The 17,865-nt window shown below is 63.7% G+C and carries 20 protein-coding genes; 9 read left to right on the top strand and 11 right to left on the bottom strand.

The annotated features are described in order from the left end of the window. Positions 1–18 precede the first annotated feature (18 nt). From ACIOMR_RS14690 to ACIOMR_RS14655, 8 genes are all read right to left on the bottom strand, one after another. Positions 19–969 carry an oligopeptide/dipeptide ABC transporter ATP-binding protein gene (locus ACIOMR_RS14690; protein ID WP_003220120.1) on the bottom strand — a complete coding sequence of 317 codons (951 nt, stop codon included), beginning with the start codon at positions 967–969 and terminating at the stop codon, positions 19–21. Further along, positions 966–1,961 carry an ABC transporter ATP-binding protein gene (locus ACIOMR_RS14685; RefSeq protein WP_032898749.1) on the bottom strand — a complete coding sequence of 332 codons (996 nt, stop codon included), beginning with the start codon at positions 1,959–1,961 and terminating at the stop codon, positions 966–968. Before ACIOMR_RS14685 ends, ACIOMR_RS14690 begins: the two co-directional genes overlap by 4 nt. Beyond that, complete coding sequence (gene ddpC / locus ACIOMR_RS14680) at positions 1,958–2,839, bottom strand: D,D-dipeptide ABC transporter permease (RefSeq protein WP_371916599.1); 882 nt, start codon at positions 2,837–2,839, stop codon at positions 1,958–1,960. The genes ACIOMR_RS14685 and ddpC overlap by 4 nt, the downstream gene beginning before the upstream one ends. A 19-nt stretch (positions 2,840–2,858) precedes the next feature. Next, on the bottom strand, positions 2,859–3,875 hold the full coding sequence (locus ACIOMR_RS14675) for an ABC transporter permease (protein WP_008431420.1): 1,017 nt from the start codon (positions 3,873–3,875) through the stop codon (positions 2,859–2,861). Positions 3,876–4,042: 167 nt separating this feature from the next. Further along, positions 4,043–5,593 (bottom strand): ABC transporter substrate-binding protein, encoded by a 1,551-nt coding sequence (locus ACIOMR_RS14670; RefSeq protein ID WP_008431417.1) that lies wholly within the window; start codon positions 5,591–5,593, stop codon positions 4,043–4,045. Between the two features lie 118 nt (positions 5,594–5,711). Further along, positions 5,712–6,254, bottom strand: coding sequence for a D-alanyl-D-alanine dipeptidase (gene ddpX / locus ACIOMR_RS14665; protein WP_177029386.1), 543 nt, complete (start codon positions 6,252–6,254; stop codon positions 5,712–5,714). Between the two features lie 21 nt (positions 6,255–6,275). Continuing rightward, positions 6,276–7,130, bottom strand: coding sequence for a MurR/RpiR family transcriptional regulator (locus tag ACIOMR_RS14660; protein WP_032898755.1), 855 nt, complete (start codon positions 7,128–7,130; stop codon positions 6,276–6,278). A gap of 135 nt (positions 7,131–7,265) precedes the next feature. After that, positions 7,266–7,577 (bottom strand): hypothetical protein, encoded by a 312-nt coding sequence (locus ACIOMR_RS14655; RefSeq protein ID WP_087694900.1) that lies wholly within the window; start codon positions 7,575–7,577, stop codon positions 7,266–7,268. A 162-nt stretch (positions 7,578–7,739) separates the two neighbouring features. Between ACIOMR_RS14655 and ACIOMR_RS14650 the strand changes: the two genes are divergently transcribed. The 3 genes from ACIOMR_RS14650 to ACIOMR_RS14640 are packed head-to-tail and all read left to right on the top strand — an operon-like array spanning position 7,740 to position 9,921. Next, the gene (locus ACIOMR_RS14650; RefSeq protein WP_087694899.1) at positions 7,740–8,414 is read left to right on the top strand and encodes a secretin and TonB N-terminal domain-containing protein; all 675 of its coding nucleotides are present in this window, start codon (positions 7,740–7,742) and stop codon (positions 8,412–8,414) included. Continuing rightward, on the top strand, positions 8,411–8,956 hold the full coding sequence (locus tag ACIOMR_RS14645) for an RNA polymerase sigma factor (RefSeq protein WP_008431413.1): 546 nt from the start codon (positions 8,411–8,413) through the stop codon (positions 8,954–8,956). Before ACIOMR_RS14650 ends, ACIOMR_RS14645 begins: the two co-directional genes overlap by 4 nt. 38 nt (positions 8,957–8,994) lie before the next feature. After that, entirely contained in the window at positions 8,995–9,921 is a 927-nt protein-coding gene (locus ACIOMR_RS14640) for a DUF4880 domain-containing protein (RefSeq protein WP_008431412.1), read from the top strand. A 411-nt stretch (positions 9,922–10,332) separates the two neighbouring features. On the opposite strand, the gene ACIOMR_RS14635 is transcribed toward ACIOMR_RS14640, so the two are convergent. Together ACIOMR_RS14635 and gspH are read right to left on the bottom strand one after the other, a co-directional pair. Further along, positions 10,333–10,929: a type II secretion system protein GspJ gene (locus ACIOMR_RS14635; RefSeq protein ID WP_087695372.1), complete on the bottom strand. Its 597-nt coding sequence runs from the start codon at positions 10,927–10,929 to the stop codon at positions 10,333–10,335. Continuing rightward, a complete protein-coding gene (gene gspH / locus ACIOMR_RS14630; protein ID WP_177117480.1) occupies positions 10,922–11,374 on the bottom strand; it encodes a type II secretion system minor pseudopilin GspH in 453 nt (150 codons plus the stop codon). The genes ACIOMR_RS14635 and gspH overlap by 8 nt, the downstream gene beginning before the upstream one ends. An 85-nt stretch (positions 11,375–11,459) precedes the next feature. Here gspH and ACIOMR_RS14625 point away from each other — a divergent pair, with 85 nt between their 5' ends. Then, on the top strand, positions 11,460–11,891 hold the full coding sequence (locus tag ACIOMR_RS14625; RefSeq protein ID WP_401194866.1) for a type II secretion system protein N: 432 nt from the start codon (positions 11,460–11,462) through the stop codon (positions 11,889–11,891). Here ACIOMR_RS14625 and gspI read toward each other — a convergent pair. Then, complete coding sequence (gene gspI / locus ACIOMR_RS14620; protein WP_401194864.1) at positions 11,878–12,276, bottom strand: type II secretion system minor pseudopilin GspI; 399 nt, start codon at positions 12,274–12,276, stop codon at positions 11,878–11,880. The two genes, ACIOMR_RS14625 and gspI, sit on opposite strands and share 14 nt — an antisense overlap. A 148-nt stretch (positions 12,277–12,424) precedes the next feature. Between gspI and gspG the strand changes: the two genes are divergently transcribed. From gspG to gspD, 5 genes are read left to right on the top strand one after another with little or no spacing between them, the layout of a single operon-like run. After that, positions 12,425–12,862, top strand: a complete 438-nt coding sequence (gene gspG / locus ACIOMR_RS14615) for a type II secretion system major pseudopilin GspG (RefSeq protein ID WP_003218660.1) — start codon at positions 12,425–12,427, stop codon at positions 12,860–12,862. Positions 12,863–12,870: 8 nt separating this feature from the next. Further along, positions 12,871–13,818, top strand: coding sequence for a type II secretion system minor pseudopilin GspK (gspK, locus tag ACIOMR_RS14610; protein ID WP_401194861.1), 948 nt, complete (start codon positions 12,871–12,873; stop codon positions 13,816–13,818). Next, a complete protein-coding gene (gspL, locus tag ACIOMR_RS14605) occupies positions 13,815–14,927 on the top strand; it encodes a type II secretion system protein GspL (protein WP_401194858.1) in 1,113 nt (370 codons plus the stop codon). Before gspK ends, gspL begins: the two co-directional genes overlap by 4 nt. After that, positions 14,920–15,444: a type II secretion system protein GspM gene (gspM, locus tag ACIOMR_RS14600; protein ID WP_003218654.1), complete on the top strand. Its 525-nt coding sequence runs from the start codon at positions 14,920–14,922 to the stop codon at positions 15,442–15,444. The genes gspL and gspM overlap by 8 nt, the downstream gene beginning before the upstream one ends. Next, positions 15,441–17,750 carry a type II secretion system secretin GspD gene (gene gspD / locus ACIOMR_RS14595; protein ID WP_401194854.1) on the top strand — a complete coding sequence of 770 codons (2,310 nt, stop codon included), beginning with the start codon at positions 15,441–15,443 and terminating at the stop codon, positions 17,748–17,750. The genes gspM and gspD overlap by 4 nt, the downstream gene beginning before the upstream one ends. Positions 17,751–17,865: the final 115 nt, after the last annotated feature.

The raw sequence follows: 17,865 nt of genomic DNA, 5'->3' as shown, positions 1-17,865 counted from the left end.
AATTTCGTTAAGGACGCCTCACGGATGTTCCAGGTGACACCGCACCTGCTGACTCATCCCACCCGTCAACCGCTGCGGCCGCTCACAGCCTTGTGTACGCCTCGGGCAGCGGTCGAGAAAGAAACACCCACCCGGCAACACCCGGTTCCCCGGCAGCTCTGTCGGTGCACTGACATACGCGTCGTCCAGCGCCACCCCCAGCTTGGGCACCGCCTCCAGCAACAGCTGGGTGTACGGATGCTTCGGCTGCTCCAGCACTTGCTCGGCACACCCCAGTTCCACGATCTGCCCCAGGTACATCACCGCCACCCGGTCGGCCATGTGCCGCACCACCGAAACGTTGTGGGAGATCAGGATGTAGGTCAGCCCCAGCCGCCGTTGCAGTTCGGCCAGCAGGTTGAGGATTTGCGCCTGCACCGAGATATCCAGGGCCGAGGTCGGCTCGTCCAGCACCAGGATGCTCGGGTTGGACGCCAGCGCGCGGGCGATGGCGATGCGTTGGCGCTGGCCACCGGAAAACTGGTGCGGGTAACGGTCCAGGTATTCGGCGCGAATGCCTACCTGCGCGGCGACCTTGGCGGCGATGGTGCGCATTTCACTCTTGGGCGTGTCGCCAAGGGCGAACAGCGGCTCGGTAATGATTTTCCAGATGGGCAGGCGCGGGTCGAGGGACGATTGCGGGTCCTGGAATACGATCTGCACATGCCGGTGGCGTTCCCGGGCACTTTCGTAGACCCAGTCCACTTCACCGTCACTGGGCTTGACCAGGCCCATCAGCAATTGGGCGAGGGTGCTTTTACCGCAGCCGGACTCGCCGACAATCCCCAGGGTTTCCCCACGGCGCACCTGCAAGTCGATGCCGTTGAGGGCGTGGGCATAACCGCGCGGGCGGCCCAGCCAGTCGGTTTTTACCGGGAACTTGACTCGTACATCCCGCAAAGCCAGCAGTGAATCTTGAGACACAGTCATTGCACCGACTCCCCGGCAGTCAGCCAGCACGCGCTTTTGCGGGTGCCGGCAGGGTTGATCAGGTCCAGGCGCGGGCGCTCGATGCATTGGCTCATGGCCTGGGGGCAGCGTTCGCGAAAGGTGCAGCCTGAGGGCAGGGCGGCAAGGTTGGGCACCTGGCCGGGGATGGTCAGCAGGTCGTCGCCGGGTTTCACCTGTTCCGGCAAACCGCTGAGCAGGCCTTGGGTGTAGGGGTGGCGCGGGTCGCTCATCACCTGGGCGGTGGGGCCTTCTTCCACCACGGCGCCGGTGTACATCACATACACCCGGTCGCAGAACTGCGAGACCACAGCCATGTCGTGGGTGATCAGCAGGATCGCGGTGCCGCGTTCCCGGGCTTTTTCCCGCAGCAGCAACAGCACCTGGCGTTGCACGGTGACGTCGAGGGCAGTGGTGGGCTCGTCGGCGATCAGCAACTGAGGGTCGCAGGAAAATGCCAGGGCGATCATCACCCGCTGGCGCATGCCGCCGGAGAGTTCGAAGGGGTAGCTGTCGAGCACTTGCTCGGGGTCGGCGATGTGCATGTCCCGGAGCAGGGCGATGGCCTTGGCACGGGCGGCGGCCTTGCTCAGGCGCTGGTGGTGGATGATCACATCGAGCATCTGCCGGCCAATGCGCCGGGTCGGGTTCAGCGCGGTCATCGGCTCCTGGAAGATCATCGCCGCGTCACGCCCGCGGATCTGCAGCAGCTCCTTCTCGCTGGCACCGAGCATGTCGCGGCCGAGCATCTGCAAGCTGCCGGCGGTGATCCGGTAACTGCGTTCCGGCAGCAGGCGCAGGCTGAGCATCGCGGTCACGGATTTGCCGGAGCCGGATTCACCCACTACGCCGACGACTTCGCCGGGGTTGACGTGCAACGACACGCCGTTGAGTGCCTGGACGTTGTTGCGGTAAGCCGGGAATTCCAGGCTCAGGTTGTCGATGGCAAGCACTGCCGGACTGGACATGGTCATTTCCCCTGTTGCCGTGGGTCGAGCAGGTCACGAACACCGTCACCCAGCAGGTTGAAGCCGGTCGCGGTGACCAGGATCGCCAGCCCCGGAAAGGTCGAGTACCACCAGTTGTCGAGAATGAAATTGCGCCCGGTGGCAACCATCGCGCCCCATTCGGCGGTGGGCTGCTGTGCACCCAGGCCGATGAAACCCAGGGCCGAGGCCATCAGGATCGCGCTGCCGATGTCCAGGCTCAGTTGCACCAGCAACGGCGGCATCGCATTGCGGCCCACGTGCCACGACACGATGTGCCAGCGCCCGGCGCCGAAGGTTTGGGATGCCTTGACGTAGCCCATCTGCCGAATGCTCAGGGCCTGGCCCCGGGCCAGGCGCACGTAGAAAGGGATGCGCACCACGGTGATTGCCAGCATCGCGTTGAACAGGCTCGGGCCCAGTGCGGCGGCCAGGGCCATGATCAGCACCAGGGACGGCACCGACAGCATGATGTCCATCAGGCGCATGATCAGGCTGTCGAAACGCCCGCCGATAATCCCCGACAGGCAACCCACCAGCCCACCGATCAGGCAGGACGAAAACGCCACGAACAGGCCCACGCCCACCGACTGGCGGCTGCCGTACAGCACCCGGCTGAACAGGTCGCGGCCGACTTCATCGGTGCCGAACCAATGTTCGGCGGAGGGCTCGGCCAGGCGTTGCGCCAGGTTCAAGGCATTGGGGTCATGGCTCGCCAACCAGGGGGCGAAGGCCATGCAGACCAGCACGATCAAGGTGATGGTCAGGCCGGCGATGGTCAGCGGGCTGCGGCGTATTTGATAGCCCAGGTACTCCATTCGCGCACGCCAGGTGGGGCGCTGTTCCAGGGGCACCGGTACGGGCATGGTCAGGGGAGCGGTCATCTCAATTCACCTCGCCGATGCGCGGGTCGACCACCCGGTAGAGCAGGTCGATCAGCATGTTCAGCAGTACATAAATAAACGACACCAGGATCGCGAAGCCCATCACCGCCGGGAAATCCAGGGACTGGATCGACTTCACCACATAGGCACCCATGCCCGGCCAGGCGAACACGGTTTCGGTCAGCACCGCGCCATACAGCAGGTCGCCGAGGGTCAGGCCGAGCACGGTGATCGACGGGATCAGCGCGTTGGGCAAGGCGTGGCGCAGGATCACCGCCCAGCGCGACAGGCCGTAGGCGCGGGCGGTACGGATGTAGTCCTCGCCCAACTGGTCGAGCATCGCCGAACGAATCTGCCGGGCGACTACGCCGAGGTTGACGAAACCCAGGGTGACGGCGGGCAGGATCAGGTGTTCCAGGGCATTCAGGAACAGCGGGATATCGCCGGCCAGCAGCGAGTCGATCAGGTAGAACCCGGTGATGGTGCGCGGTGGTTCGAGGCCTTCATCCAGCCGCCCGCTGCCGGGCAGCCAGCCGAGCTGGCCGTAGAACAACACGATCAGGCCCAGGCCGAGCCAGAAGGCCGGCGTGGAAATGCCGGTAACCGCCAGCGTTCGGGCGATCTGGTCGATGGCGCGGTTGTGATACACCGCTGACAGCACCCCCAGCGGTACGCCCACCAGTACCGAGAGCAGTAGGGCGGCGACCGCCAGTTCGAGGGTCGCGGGGAAGAACGCTTTCAGGTCTTCCAGCACCGGGCGGCTGGTGCGGATCGAGGTGCCGAGGTCGCCGTGCAGCAGGTCGCTCATGTAGCGGCCGTATTGCTGGTACAGCGGCAGGTCGAGGCCCAGTTGATGGCGGATGTTCTCGACAATGGCGTCGCTGGCCCGGTCGCCGGCAATCAGGCGCGCCGGGTCACCCGGGATCAGGTGGGAGATGCAGAAGGTAATCAGCGAAACGCCGACGACGACCAAAATCAGGCCGAACAGGCGTTTGCGCAACATATTCAGGAAGGCCATGAGGGCTCCTCGGTAACGCGAGACATTTGGATCAGGAATACAGCCTGGAAAACACAGCAGGTCCAGTGTGGGAGCGGGCTTGCTCGCGAATACGGTGGGTCAGTCATACATCGGGTAACTGATACACCGCTTTCGCGAGCAAGCCCGCTCCCACATTTGATCGCGTGTTACTTACTGATCTCAGCCACGTTGAACACCTGCTCCAGCATCGGATGGAACACATAACCCTTCACCGAATCACGCATCGGCAGGGTGTAGTTCTTCTGATAGAGGTAGGCGTACACGCTGTCCTTGAGCACGATCTTCTGGGCTTCCTGATACAGCTCGGTGCGCTTGGCCGTGTCGTTGTTGGCCGCCGCATCACGAATCAGCTTGTCCACCACCGGGTTGCTGTAGAACGAACGATTGCCCGGCAGGCCTTGCAGGGAGGAGTCGAACCAGAAGTTCATGTACATGTAGGGGTCGGAGAAGTCCGGTGCCCACGAGCCGATGGACACGTCGAAGTCACCCTTGCCCAGGCGCTCGCGCATGGTGGCGTTGGCCAGTTTTTCCATCTTCAGGTTGATCCCCAGCGGCGCCAGGCTGGCTTGCAGGGTCAGGCCAATGGATTCCCAGTCAGGGTCCTTGTCGGAGTACATGTAGTTCAGGTTGGTGATTTTTTCCGGGAGTTTCTTCAGGTTCGCGCCCGCGCTGTCCAGGTCCTGTTTCATCAAGGGCAGGCTCGGGTCATTGGCCCACATGCCGGCAGGAATCGGCCCGTTCATCAACTTGGCCTGGCCCTTGAGGATGCCGTCGACAATGCCTTTGTAGTCCACCGCATCAACGATCGCCTGGCGCGCATTCTGGTTGTTCAGCGGGGCTTTCTGGTTGTTCAGGTACAGGTAGGTCACCCGCAGCGACGGGAATTCCTTGATCACCACGTCTTTCTTTTTGGCCAGGTTGGTGAGCTGGTCCTGGGGCATGTCTTCGGCGATGTCCAGGTCACCGCGTTCCAGTTGCAGGCGGCGTACCGAGGCTTCGCTGATGATCTTGATCACCACCTTGTTCAGCGCGGGCTTGGTGCCGGCGTAGTAGGTGTTGGGTTCCAGGGTCAGGCTCTGGCCTTTCTGCCAGTTGCTCAGGCGAAAGGCGCCGGAGCCGGCGGTGTGGGTGGAGAGGTAGGCGTTGACGTCGCCCTGTTTCACCACGTCCGGGTTGATGATGCCGGCGCCGTTGTGGGCGAGGGTGTAAAGGAAGGGCGCGTAGGGCTTGGCCAGGGTGAAGCGCACGGTGAGCGGGTCGACCACGGTGACTTTCATGTCATCCGGGAACGCGCCTGACGGGCCTTGCTTGAGCTGCATCACGCGGTCGAAGGAGAACTTCACCGCATTGGCGTCGACCTCGGCGCCATCATCGAACTTGTTGCCGGGCTTGAGTTTGAAGTCCCACACCAGGCCGTCGGCCGAGGTGGTCCAGCTGTCGGCCAGGTCGCCCTTGACCTCGGTGCTGCCCTTGCCGTTTTCGACTTTGTAGGCCACCAGCTTCTGGTACGCCGGGTACGTCACCGCCCAATCATTGTTGTCGATGGTCACGGCCGGGTCGAGGGTTTGCGGGTCGGCGGCCTTGCCGATCATCAGGGTGTCTTTGGGGGCGGCGGCACTTGCCGATTGCCACGCGCCCAGGCTCAGGGCGGCGCACAGCAGGGAGAGTGCGAGGGTCTTGCGGTTGCTTGGGGTCATGCCGGTTTCCTTGATTATTTAGAGGAAAAAGCGGGTTGGTTTATTTTTATGAAATCTATAACCGGGCAGTTGGAGCTAAAGGGTGCTGCTAATTATTGTGATGGTACGGTCCTTGTGATCAGTATGACTCCTCAATTAGTGGGAAAAGTTCGGCATCCGGCAATTCGTAATGCCACCACTCGGTGGCAATCGCCTTGAAGCCGGCGCCAAGCATGATGCCCAGCAACAGCAGGCGGTTGCGCTGCACCTGCGGCGGCAGGTCGGGGTAGAACTGGTGGGACTTGGGCTCCATGGCATCAAACGCCGTGCCCATGTCCAGTGGGGTGCCGTGTTCATCAATCAGCGTCAGGTCGACGGCCACGCCACGGGTGTGGTGCGAGCCCAGGCGCGGGTCGCGCACGTAGTCCGGGTTGGGCAGGGCCTGCCACAACAGTTGCTGGGCGTAGGCCGGGCGATAGGCGTCGTAGATCAGCAACGTCATGCCGGCCTGGCGTGCCAACAGGCTCGCCTTGCGCAGGCAGGCCGCCGCTTCGGCGTGCAGCAGGCAGCGGGCATTGCGGTAGATCACGGTGCCTGCCAGGTTGTCGGCACTGGCGTAGATCAGGTCGACCTGTACCGGGTATTCCGGTGGGGCGATTTCTACCAATGGGCTGGTTTTCACTCAAAGATTTCCTTTCCAGGGTCAGGATTCGAACTGGCCGAAGGCCTGTTGCAGGGCGCGGTTTTTTGCCAGGCGTGCATCCAGTCGCTCGCCGTAGCGGTCAGCGACGGCAGACACCATCAGGTTGAACAGGCACGTCAGGGGCGCCATGGAGTCCCAGAACTGGCCGACATCGGTTTTCAGTTGCAGCAGGTCCAGGTCGTAGTCCCGGGCCCAGGGGCATTGCAAGTCGGTGATCAACGCCAAGGGTAGACCCTGGGCGTTCGCGGTCTCGCAGAACGTGGGCGTGATGCTGGAATAGGCGCGGAAGTCCGCTGTAATGGCGTAGGGTTTTTCAAAGCCGGAGTTCAGGGTCTCGGCGTAGATCCCCGACAGGCCATCGACGTAATAGACCTTGGGGCGAATGTATTCCAGGTGACTGTGGAACGCATTGAGGATGCCCCGGGTGGACTGGATACCGAGGATGAACACGGCGTCTGCATCCACGATATGCTGCACGATGTCGGCGAAACCCTGGCTGCGGGCCAGGCCGTACACATGCTGGATGGCTTCGATCTCGCGGTTGAGGGAACGGTCGAGGGCGTCTTCCTGATCGTTCTCCTGGCGAAACGCACCCAGGCGGTCGGTGATCAGCCAGGAGGCTTGCGGGTCGCCGCGCAGGCCTTGCTTGACGTCATCGAGGTTGCGATAACCCAGGGTTCGCAAGAAACGCCCCACTGAAATCCCGGTGGTGCCGGCTTGCTGGGCGATGCTGTCGGCGGTTTCGAACGGCAGCTGTTGCAGGTTGCCCAGCAGGTACGTCGCGATGCGCTTGCCGGTGGGCGTCAGCGTCGGGAACTGCTGTTCCAGCGTGCGCTGGAAGCTGTTTTTATCCATGACGTTTTCGCGCAGGCCGGTCATTGATGTTACTCATGTTTCATGATTTTGATGTCTGTTAGAAACATAACATCGGCAATCGCGATAACACAATGGCTTTTTTGCACTGGGCGGGCAGGGGGGGACAAGCGGCGATCAAGGCCGCTGGGGTTTCACCGAAGTACCGAACGTATTGCCCATGCGCACACTGGTCGCTGCGGGCGTAGAGAGCCCGATCTGGTTCGGCTTGCGTTTGTCGATGGGCACCTGTTGCGCCTGCTGGTTCTTTTGCGTGGCCTTGGCGGCGTCCGGGTGGTTGCCCATCTGCTGGCTCAGGCAGCCATAGTCCGGTGCCTTGTAGCCATCCACATTGACCTCGGTGCAGCCATTCGGCGTTCCTTCGGCGTGGGCCATCAGCGGCAGGGCAGCACACAGCAACAGGCTGGCGAGGGTCGGGAACAGGTTCATCGGTGCCTCCTGGCGAGCCCTGGGAAATGGGCCGGTATGGCTCAAAAGTGTAGTGCAGCGGGCTGCCCGTCACCGTGATGTTTTTTTTGCTGGCACCGTAACATCAGGTTCATAAACTGGCCTCAGGATGACGGTTTTGTAGGCTATGTCGGACGTGTTGCGATGCTGAGCAGGGGGGCTTGGAGGCGCGCGGGCTGCTGCCTGGCTCTGCTGTTGGGGCTGGCGCAGACCGTGCGCGCCGAAGTGACCCTGGACCTGCCCGCGCAGAACCTGGATAGCGCCCTGCAGGCGTTCAGCCATGCCACCGGCATGGCGGTGCTGGTGGACCGCGAGTTGACCCGGGGCCGGCGCTCCATCGGCGTGCATGGCCGCTACAGTGCGCAGCAAGCCCTGGGCCTGCTGCTGACAGGGAGTGGCCTGATGGCGCGTTATGCCCGCAGCGATGCGTTCACCCTGCAAGTCCCCGAGGTCAGCCAGCCGGCCACGACGCGGGGGCTGAAGGCAGGGCATGCAGCACGGATCAACAACAGCTATGCCGCGGCCTTGCAGCAGGCGATCGAACGCAGTTTGTGCCGTTCGCCGCTGACCCGCCCCGGCAGTTTCCGGGCGCTGGTGCAGGTGTGGGTCAACGGTGACGGGGTGATCGAACACAGCCGGCTGGTCAGCTCCACCGGTGACCTGCAGCGTGACGAAGCGCTAGTACGCGGCCTGGGCGCCACCCGGGTCGAACGCCCTGCGCCCAGTTCGCTGCGCTTGCCGGTGACCTTACTTTTGATGCCCGATTCAACAGGAACACGCATGGAATGCACAGCAGGGGAAGGAGTTTCCGGGGCATGAAAGATACCGGCCACAGCATGATGGTCAGCCTGTTCCTGGCGTCCTACGAGGACTTCAAGGTACGCCTGCGCAAGCGCCTCGGGTCCGAGGACCTGGCCAACGACGTGCTGCACGAGACCTACCTGCGGGTCGACCGCATGGACATGCCGCCGAACCTGGCGCAACCCAATGCCTACCTGTACCGCATGGCCCTGAACATCGCCGCTGACCGACGCCAGGCGGATGCGCGACTGTTGACCGGCAGCGAAGTCGAAGAGCTGCTGCAGACCGTCGATGAAGCCCAGGACCCGTCGCGGGTGGTGGGTGGCCAGCGGGAAATCCAGTCCTTGCTCAAGGCCCTCTACGAACTGCCGGCGCGGCGGCGCCAGATCCTTATCGCTGCACGTCTGGAAGAGGCGCCACACCTGGAGATCTCCAGGCGTTTCGGGATTTCCACGCGCATGGTCGAAAAGGAAATCAAGGCCGGGCTGGGCCACTGTGCACAGCGCCTTGAAAGAAAAGTGATCCAGCGGTTCGGTCCCGGGGCCGGAAAACCGTCTTAGTGATTGAGTCCCTGATAATCCGTTGAGTACCTGCGCGCTTGAACATTTTTAACCTCTCCGCTGCCCGTGCTGCGCCCGACAGCCCCCTGCACGATGAAGCGCGTGACTGGCTGGTGCTGCTGACGTCGGGCCGGGCCACCGTTGCTGATGCCAAGGCGTTGCGCCAGTGGTGCGCCCAGAGCCCGGAGCATGCCCGGGCGTTCGAGCAGGCCAAGGTGTTGTGGCAGCAATTGGCTCCCGCCGCCGAGCAGTTTTCCCGGCCGCGGCATTTTGGGCGGCGGGCGTTTTTGGGCGGGGCGATTGCGGCGTCGGCGGCGGTGTTGATGGTGCGGGTGACGGTGCCGGGTGGGTTTGCCGGGTTGACGGCGGATTACCGCACCGAGGTCGGGGAGCAGCGGCGGGTGGAGTTGGGTGATGGGGTTCGGCTGGAGCTCAATACGCAGACGCGGATCAGCCGGCGTGAGGGTGGGATTGAGTTGTTGGAGGGGGAGGTCGAGGTGCTGGCCGATGCTGCGATGCCGCTTCAGGTTCAGGCGGGTGGAGGGTGGTTGAGTGCGGCTCGGGCGCGGTTCAATGTGCGCAATACGGATCACAGTGTGTGTGTGACGTGTATTGATGGGGCGCTGTTGGTGGGTGTTGGGGGGCGTACGGTTCGGCTTGAGGGTGGGCGGCAGCTGACTTATGACGCCAGCGGTGTGGGTGAGCCGGTGGCGGTGGACGTGCAGGCTGTGGTGGCTTGGCGGGAGCAGGTGCTGGTGTTTGACAATGCGACGCTGGCGACGGTGGTGGATGAGATCAATCGCTATCGGCCGGGGATGTTGCTGCTGATGAATGCGCAGTTGGGCAAGCGGCGGGTGCAGGCGCGGTTTAGTCTGCATCAGTTGGCGGGGGTGGCGCTTTTGATTCGCGATGCGTATGGGGCCAAGTGTACGGAGTTGCCTGGCGGTGTTGTTTTGTTGAGTTAGATCGGTGTGCATATCCGTTATTTAGGTAACGGCTGCTTCAAAATCAAAAGCACAGCGGCCTCCCGGCCGGCTTGAGTGTTAAAAGCAAAGGCAAAGACCAGAGCGAAAACAGATCTGCTTTTCTGTGGGAGCGGGCTTGCTCGCGAAAAACCTGAGAGCGCCACGTTCATCCAGAATGCCCGCGTCATCGTTAACGACCTTCGCGAGCAAGCCCGCTCCCACATTTGGACCGTGCCCGCTTTAGCTTTTGATTTTGCTCTTCAACACTCAAGCCTAGGCGAGGAGCCGAGTGGTGGGGCAAGAGCGTTTTGCTTACTTTTGACTGGGCCGGCATTCCGGCTTTTCGAAAGTGAGCGGAACCCATATCAGCCATAACAAAAATAACGGATATGTACACCACCCCAAAAAGCCCTACCGCAAGGGCCCCAAAACCTGCCGATACCGCTCCACCCCCTGGCCCGTCTCCCGCACCAGAACCACCTCGATCCCCAGCGGTTCCTCCTGCCGATTCCCACTCAACTGCCGCCACCCCTTGTCCCAAACCCGCACCTGCAAATCCCTGACCTGCCCAAGCACCGCCACCGCATCCCTGGGCGCCGGCAGCGGATACCGATCCCGCGCCGGTGCAGCTGCCCGGTACAGCGTGTCGCCCTTGAGCCACCACCGCACCCGCTGCAACCCATCCCCAGGAACCGGCGCACTCCGGATCACCTCCAGCCGAAACCCCTTGCTGTCCGAACTCCTCACCGACACCGCCGCCAACCCGCCAGGCTTCGGCGCGTCTTCGCCAATCGGCGGCCCCAACTCAACCCCCGCGCGCAAGCTCACATCCAGCTGCATCTGGTTCAGCGCCCGCAACAACACCTCCGTCTGCTCACTGCTGGCCTGCAAATGCTGATCAGCCCGGGTCACACTGTCCAACCCGCGCCAGGCAATCACACTGACCACCGCCATCAACATGATCGCCACCATCACCTCGATCAACGTAAAACCCTTCTGGTCACTCATGACTCACCACCCGCAACAACCCCGCCGCATCCCGTTGCAGGCTCAGGCTGTATTGCCCATCCGACAGCACCACCCGCATGGGCGGGTTCACCCATTCAGCATCCAGCACCAATGTTTTCCCAGGCTCGATGCGCACCTGCATCGGCGCACTGTCCCAGGCCCGCGGACGCAGTTGCTGATCGCCGCTGAAGTTCTCCACTCCCAGCCCATCATCGGTCACGCGGCTGAAGCGAAATCCCTTGGCATCGGCTTTCCAGGTAATCGCCCGGCCATCGGCACGCGCCTCGGCCTGGGCCACCTGCAGCAATTGGCTCAAGCGTTCCGCGTCCTTGCGCAGCAGGTGCAGCGGATCAGGCTTGATGCTCAGGCTGATGGCCGCACTGGCGATGCCGATGATCACCAGCACCACCATCAACTCGATCAACGTGAAGCCCTGCTGTTTCATTTTTTGCTCCCTGATCAACCGCTGAAATAAAAAGGTGTGAATTGCCCTGTAGCCTGAGGCGACGGACAAACAGGAGGTCCCGCCCATGGCATTCATCCATCGTTTTTCACCCGCCCATGGCGTCCAGGCCTTGGCGTTGCTGGCGGTGCTGGCAGGGGTTGCGACCTGGACGCCACTGTTGCTCACGTCGGCCGAGTCCCACACCCCGCAGGCCGCGCCCCAGGCGTTGGCGGCCCGCAGCGACAACCCCGCCGTGCAATGGTTTTCCAATACCCCGGCGGTGATGCAGATCAAGGTCTCCGGGGTGCTTGCCGGGGCGCGTGGGGCGGTGGCGATCCTCAGTCTCAACGACGGCCCGCCCCGCAGCTTTTTGTTGGGTGAACGCCTGAGCCCCGGCGTGCGGCTGACGGCCATTGAAGGCGATAGCGTGGAGATCGAGCGCGGCGCGGAAAAAATCCGCGTGCCCCTCGACAAGTTGCCCGACGGGCCGACGTTGCCAAGCCTCATTCGGCAGTAACCGGGCGCTTCACCGGCGGGCGCCCCAGCAGTGTCTCCAGGCGTGCCAGGGGGGGCGCTTCCCGGGTGGCGTCCAGCACCTGCACGCTGACCTGGAACAGGCGCCCCTCCGGCCCGTTGCTGATGGTCTGTTCGCAACGCAGTTTCAGCCGGCCCTGGTCGCAGTCGAACGTCTTGCGCCCGGTGCTCATCCGACCTTCCAGGCGCAGTTCCGCCATCCGGCCCTGGGCTGCCAGCAGCGCCATCGACTTGTCCCGCAGCAGGCCGTTGCTGGTGGTCATCAGCCCGGCCACGCGTACCGCCGCCGCCATGGCCACGGCGATGATCGCCAGTGCCACCAACACTTCAATCAGGGTGAAACCTTGCTCGTTGCGGGGCCCGCCCATGGCGTACTCAAAACCGGGAAACAGGCCCGCAGACTAGCCCCGGGAGTTGACCGATTGGCGACCAAAGCTCCCGAGGATTTTCAACATGACTGACATGTGTTCTTGCAACACTGCGCCACGAAATGCACTCAAGCCAAGGAATGTCGACATGGATATCGCACACTTCACGTCAGCGCGCAGGCAGCGCGGTTTCACCCTGATCGAGATCATGGTGGTCGTGGTGATCCTGGGGATTCTGGCGGCGCTGGTGGTGCCCAAGGTGCTCGACCGCCCCGACCAGGCGCGGGCCACAGCGGCCCGGCAGGACATTGGCGGACTGATGCAGGCCCTGAAACTCTACCGCCTCGACCACGGCTCGTACCCGAGCATGAACCAGGGCTTGAAGGTGCTGGTGGAACGCCCGGCCGATGCGAAAAACAGCAACTGGCGCGCCTACCTCGAACGCTTGCCCAACGACCCGTGGGGCAACCCGTATCACTACCTCAACCCTGGGGCCAACGGCGAAGTGGATGTGTTCTCCCTCGGCGCCGACGGGAAACCTGATGGTGACGGCGTGAACGCCGATATCGGCTCCTGGCAGTTGTAAGGCCGGCGATGAACAGCCATTCGCCCCCAGCGGTGAAGCAGCGCGGCATGGCGATTATCAGCGCTTTGCTGATCGCGGCCGTGGTCGCGGTGCTTGCCGGCGCCATGCTCACCCGGCAAACCGTATTCACCCGCAGCCTGGAAGCTGAACAACTGCGTATCCAGGGCCAATGGTTGTTGAATGGCGGCCTGGAAACCAGTCGCCAGCTCCTGTGGGACGCGCGCCGCCAGGATGTATTAACCCGGCTCGATCAACCGTGGGCACGGCCCCTCGGCGGTGCTTTCGAGGGGCGGATTGAGGATGAGCAGGGCAAGTTCAACCTGCGCAACCTGGTGACTCAACAACACCCGGACGCCGGGCAATTGCAGAGCTTCGAGCGCTTGTGCCAATTGATCGGCATCGACCCGGCCGTGAGCCGCCGCATCAGCCGGCGGGTGATCGACTCATACGACCAGCGCGAGCTCGGCGGCTCACTCACCGGCGGTTTCAACAGCAGCCGGGATACCTCGCCCGGTGCCGCCGCGCCATTGATCCCGGCCAAGTACCCGATGTTGCGCAGCGTCACCGACCTCAGCGGTATCGAAGGCCTCGACCCGCGCCAACTGCGGCGCATGGCGAGCTATGTCAGCGTGCTGCCCGGCAATACCTGGGTCAACGGCAATACCGCCAGCGCCGAGGTGCTCAGCAGCGTGGTACCGGGGCTCAGCCTGTCCCAGGCCCAGGCACTGGTGGCCGAGCGCGACGGCGGGCGCTGGTTTGTCAATCGCGGGGATTTCGTCAACCGGTTGCGCATGCCACAAGTCGCGGTGGACACGGTGCAGGTGGGGATCACCAGCGAGTGGTTTCGCGTGCACGGCCAGGCGCGCCGCGAGCAGCGTCGGGTCACGCTGGAGGCGTTGCTGTATCGCCCGCAAGACCGTCAGCCTCAGGTGATCTGGTCGCGGGTGGGCGTATGAAGCGTTTGCGCATCGGCTTGCCGCCGCTGGATGAACTCACCACCGAGAGCCAGGTGCAGTTCGCCTGGCTGGACCGCGCCGGGCAGGTCAGCCAGCAGGGCGAGGGCCGCCTGGCGCAATGGGCGAATACCCAGGCGGAGTGTTTTCTGCATCCACGGGACAGCTTGCTGACCAGCCTGGAGCTGCCGCAATTGCCCTCCGCCAAGGTCGACGATGCAGTGACCTGTGCGGCCCAGGCACTGATCCTCGGCCCGCTGGAATTGATGCATGTGGCCCACGGTCCACGGGACAGCAGCGGCCTGGTGCAGGTCGGCTGGTTGCCCAAAAGCAGCCTTGAGCACCTGGGCCGGATAACGACCCAGCTGCAAATCAAAGTGCGCGGGCTGTACCCGGCGCCGTATGCGTTGCCAGTCAGCGGGCAACCGAGCGCGGCATTCAGCGACGGGCATTTGCTGCTGCGCCTCAGTGTCCAGCAGGGTGCGGTGCATCCGTTGGGACAGCCCGCGCTGGATGATCTGCTCGCCACCGGTGTCGATGTGCTCCATGTGGCCGACGATGCCCGTTGGAGCGGTACCGCGCCGGGCTGGGGTTTGCACGGTCGGCTCCAGCAGGCGGCCACCGGTGGCTGGGGCAAGGCGGCGGCCTGCACGGCGCTGGCGGTCGCCATCTGGGCCCTGGGCCTGAACCTCTACTCCGCCCGCCAGGTCGACGAAGGCCAACGCCTCAAGGCGCAGATGAGCCAGCAAGTACGCCAGGCCTTCCCCGAACTGCCGGTGATTCTCAACCCGCTGCAACAAGCCCGTCAGCAACTGGCCGCACGCCAGAGCGGCGCGGCGGCCGAACCTGGGCAGCGCTTTACCGGCTTGCTGGCGCTGGCGGGCAGCAGCCTGCCGTCCATGGCGGGCAGCGTCGAGAGCTTGAGCTACGAGCAAGGCCGCCTGCAGCTGAGCCTGCTGCCGGACGCCCGGACCCCGGCGCTGGCCGCTGACGCGCAGGCGCTGCTGGCCCAGGCCGGGTTCAGCGCCAGTCGCGACGACCAGGGCTGGACAGTCGGCCCGCTCACCGAGCGCGTTGAAGCCGATGCAGACGATGAGGCCGAAGATGAATAAGCGTTGGCAGCTTCTGCGCAGCCAGGCCCAGGTGTTCTGGAACGGCCTGGCCATGCGTGAAAAACGTCTGTTGGTGGGTGCCGGCCTGGTGCTGGCGGGCCTGCTGACCTGGTTGCTGTTGATCCAGCCACCGCTGAAGAAAATCGACTACTGGCAAGCCGAAACCCCGAAACTGCGCAGCCAGGCCGAGGCCTTGCAGGTGCTGCTGCAAGGCGTCGCCCCAGCCCCGCGCAGCAGTGACCTGGAAACCGCCTTGCACCAGTCCCTCGACAACGCCGGGCTGCAGGGCCGCTATCAATTGCAGCCGCAGGACACCGGCAGCTGGCGCCTGACCTTCGACGACGCCCCGGCGGACGCGGTGATCGACTGGCTGCTGGCCAACCCCCGGCCGTTCTCCCTGGAAGTCTCTGCGGCCCGCCTGCAACGCGCAGGCGAGGCCACCCCTTCAAACTCGGCCGGCACCTTGTCCGGGACCGTTCGCATGGATCAGGCGCCTGGCGCTAAGGAAGCTTCATGAAGTGGTCATTGCCCAACGCTGCGCCTTATCGCAAGGTCGCCCCTTTGCTCTTGTTGGCGCTGGGAGCGTGCAGCAACCCCCAATCCTCCGCGCCGTTGCTGGTGGACAGCGAGCTCGGCCAACCCCTGGCCGACACCCGGCGCAGCGGCGACACACCACTGGACCGCCAGCGCGAAACCGTGCCGCCACCCCGGGTGCAACACCCGGTGACCAACAGCGCCCGCAGCCATGGCGCCGCACCGGCCAGGACGCGCAACCCGCTGGGTGATCAACCGGTACAACTGAACTTCGTCGACGCCGATATCCAGGCGGTGGTGCGCGCCTTGTCCCGCGCCACCGGCCAGCAATTCCTGGTGGACCCGCGTGTCAAAGGCAACCTCACGTTGGTCAGCGAAGGCCAGGTACCGGCGCACCAGGCCTACGACATGCTGCTGGCGGCGCTGCGTATGCAGGGCTTCAGCGTGGTCGACGTAGGCGGCGTGGCCCAGGTGGTGCCGGAGGCGGACGCCAAGCTGCTGGGCGGGCCGATCTACAGCGGCGCCAACCCGGGCGGGCAGGGCATGCAGACCCGCACCTTCCGCCTGCAATACGAAAACGCGGTGAACCTGATCCCGGTACTGCGCCCGATCGTGTCGCCGAACAACCCGATCAACGCCTACCCCGGCAACAACAGCATCGTGATCACCGACTACGCGGAAAACCTGGCGCGGGTGGCACAGATCATCGACGGCATCGACACCCCGAGCGCCATCGACACCGACGTGGTGAAGGTGCAGAACGGCATCGCCGTGGACATCGCCGCCATGGTCTCGGAGCTCCTCGAAACCCAGGGCGCCGACCAGACCCAGAAGATCAACGTGATCGGCGACCCGCGCTCCAACTCCATCATCATCCGCGCCGGCAGCCCGGAGCGCACGGAACTGGCGCGCAACCTGATCTACAAGCTCGACAACGCCCAGAGCAACCCGAGCAATATGCACGTGGTGTACCTGCGCAACGCCCAGGCCGGCAAGTTGGCGCAGTCGCTGCGGGGCTTGCTGACCGGCGAGAGCGACTCCGGTACCAGTGATAATGCCCGTGGCAAGTTGAGCAGCATGGGCGGCAACACCCAGGGTGGCCAGGGCAGTACCCAGAACAGCAGCGGCACTCCCACCGGCAGCGGCACTGTCCAGCCCAGTGGTTACGGGCAGGACACCAGCAGCACCGGAGCCTCTTCCCCTACCGACCAGAACACCGCGTTCAGCGCCGGTGGCGTGACGATCCAGGCGGACGCCACCACCAACACCTTGCTGATCTCGGCGCCGGACCCGCTGTATCGCAACCTGCGGGAGGTGATCGACATGCTCGACCAGCGTCGCGCCCAGGTGGTGATCGAGAGTTTGATCGTCGAAGTGGGCGAGGACGATGCCAGCGAGTTCGGGGTGCAGTGGCAGGCGGGGAACCTGGGCGGGAAGGGGGGCTTTGGCGGGGTGAACCTGGGGGGCAGCGGCTTGAATGGAACCCCCACCAGCAAGACCAGCATTGATGTGTTGCCCAAGGGTTTGAACATCGGGCTGGTGAACGGCTCGGTGGACATTCCGGGGATTGGCAAGGTGCTGGACCTCAAGGTGTTGGCCCGGGCGTTGAAGAGCAAGGGCGGGACTAATGTGTTGTCGACGCCGAACCTGCTGACCCTGGATAACGAGGCGGCGAGTATTTTTGTGGGGCAGACGATTCCTTTCGTCACGGGCAGTTATGTGACCGGTGGCGGCGGGACCAGCAATAACCCGTTCCAGACGGTACAGCGGGAGGAAGTGGGGCTGAAGCTGAACGTGCGGCCGCAGATTTCCGAGGGGGGGACGGTGAAGCTGGATATTTATCAGGAGGTCAGCAGCGTCGACACGCGGGCTTCGGTGGATGCCGGGACGGTGACGAACAAGCGGGCGATTGATACGAGTATTTTGCTGGATGACGGGCAGATCATGGTGCTCGGGGGGCTGTTGCAGGATGGGTACAGCCAGAGCAATGACGCGGTGCCCTGGTTGTCGGATATTCCGGGGTTGGGGGCGTTGTTCAGGAATGAAAAGCGCAGTGTGACGAAGACTAATTTGATGGTGTTTTTGCGGCCTTACATTATTCGTGACGGCGGGGCGGGGCGCAGTATTACGCTGAATCGCTATGAGTTTATGCGCAGGGCCCAGGGTGGGTTGCAGCCGGAGCATAGTTGGGCGATGCCGGATGTGCAGGCGCCGCAGTTGCCTTCGGTGGATAAGGCGATTCCCGGGGGGCAGGGGGTTAGGGCGGTGATTCGGGCGGTGCCGCGGTGATTTGGGTTTTGGATGGGGGGCATATCCGTTGCTGCGGTAACGGCCACCTATGGTTCCGCTCTTACAGCGGGTCACTTTTGGCAAACGCCCCAAAAGTAACCAAAAGGTCTTTGCC

Origin of the sequence: Pseudomonas sp. NPDC087814, assembly GCF_044742865.1 — a bacterium.
In the GTDB taxonomy this organism is placed as follows: Bacteria; Pseudomonadota; Gammaproteobacteria; order Pseudomonadales; family Pseudomonadaceae; genus Aquipseudomonas.
Note: the sequence above shows the minus strand (reverse complement) of the source record. Positions and strands in the feature narration are given on the sequence as shown.

What these genes read in the sequence shown, in the direction of transcription:
- ACIOMR_RS14660 (WP_032898755.1), bottom strand. Translation starts at nt 7,130, where the DNA reads ATGGATAAAAACAGCTTCCAGCGCACGCTGGAACAGCAGTTCCCGACG.
- gspD (WP_401194854.1), top strand. Translation starts at nt 15,441, where the DNA reads ATGAAGTGGTCATTGCCCAACGCTGCGCCTTATCGCAAGGTCGCCCCT.
- ACIOMR_RS14645 (WP_008431413.1), top strand. Translation starts at nt 8,411, where the DNA reads ATGAAAGATACCGGCCACAGCATGATGGTCAGCCTGTTCCTGGCGTCC.
- ACIOMR_RS14655 (WP_087694900.1), bottom strand. Translation starts at nt 7,577, where the DNA reads ATGAACCTGTTCCCGACCCTCGCCAGCCTGTTGCTGTGTGCTGCCCTG.
- gspG (WP_003218660.1), top strand. Translation starts at nt 12,425, where the DNA reads ATGGATATCGCACACTTCACGTCAGCGCGCAGGCAGCGCGGTTTCACC.
- gspM (WP_003218654.1), top strand. Translation starts at nt 14,920, where the DNA reads ATGAATAAGCGTTGGCAGCTTCTGCGCAGCCAGGCCCAGGTGTTCTGG.
- ACIOMR_RS14690 (WP_003220120.1), bottom strand. Translation starts at nt 969, where the DNA reads ATGACTGTGTCTCAAGATTCACTGCTGGCTTTGCGGGATGTACGAGTC.
- gspH (WP_177117480.1), bottom strand. Translation starts at nt 11,374, where the DNA reads ATGAAACAGCAGGGCTTCACGTTGATCGAGTTGATGGTGGTGCTGGTG.
- gspI (WP_401194864.1), bottom strand. Translation starts at nt 12,276, where the DNA reads ATGGGCGGGCCCCGCAACGAGCAAGGTTTCACCCTGATTGAAGTGTTG.
- ACIOMR_RS14635 (WP_087695372.1), bottom strand. Translation starts at nt 10,929, where the DNA reads ATGAGTGACCAGAAGGGTTTTACGTTGATCGAGGTGATGGTGGCGATC.
- ACIOMR_RS14675 (WP_008431420.1), bottom strand. Translation starts at nt 3,875, where the DNA reads ATGGCCTTCCTGAATATGTTGCGCAAACGCCTGTTCGGCCTGATTTTG.
- gspK (WP_401194861.1), top strand. Translation starts at nt 12,871, where the DNA reads ATGAACAGCCATTCGCCCCCAGCGGTGAAGCAGCGCGGCATGGCGATT.
- ACIOMR_RS14650 (WP_087694899.1), top strand. Translation starts at nt 7,740, where the DNA reads ATGCTGAGCAGGGGGGCTTGGAGGCGCGCGGGCTGCTGCCTGGCTCTG.
- ACIOMR_RS14685 (WP_032898749.1), bottom strand. Translation starts at nt 1,961, where the DNA reads ATGACCATGTCCAGTCCGGCAGTGCTTGCCATCGACAACCTGAGCCTG.
- ACIOMR_RS14670 (WP_008431417.1), bottom strand. Translation starts at nt 5,593, where the DNA reads ATGACCCCAAGCAACCGCAAGACCCTCGCACTCTCCCTGCTGTGCGCC.
- gspL (WP_401194858.1), top strand. Translation starts at nt 13,815, where the DNA reads ATGAAGCGTTTGCGCATCGGCTTGCCGCCGCTGGATGAACTCACCACC.
- ACIOMR_RS14625 (WP_401194866.1), top strand. Translation starts at nt 11,460, where the DNA reads ATGGCATTCATCCATCGTTTTTCACCCGCCCATGGCGTCCAGGCCTTG.
- ddpC (WP_371916599.1), bottom strand. Translation starts at nt 2,839, where the DNA reads ATGCCCGTACCGGTGCCCCTGGAACAGCGCCCCACCTGGCGTGCGCGA.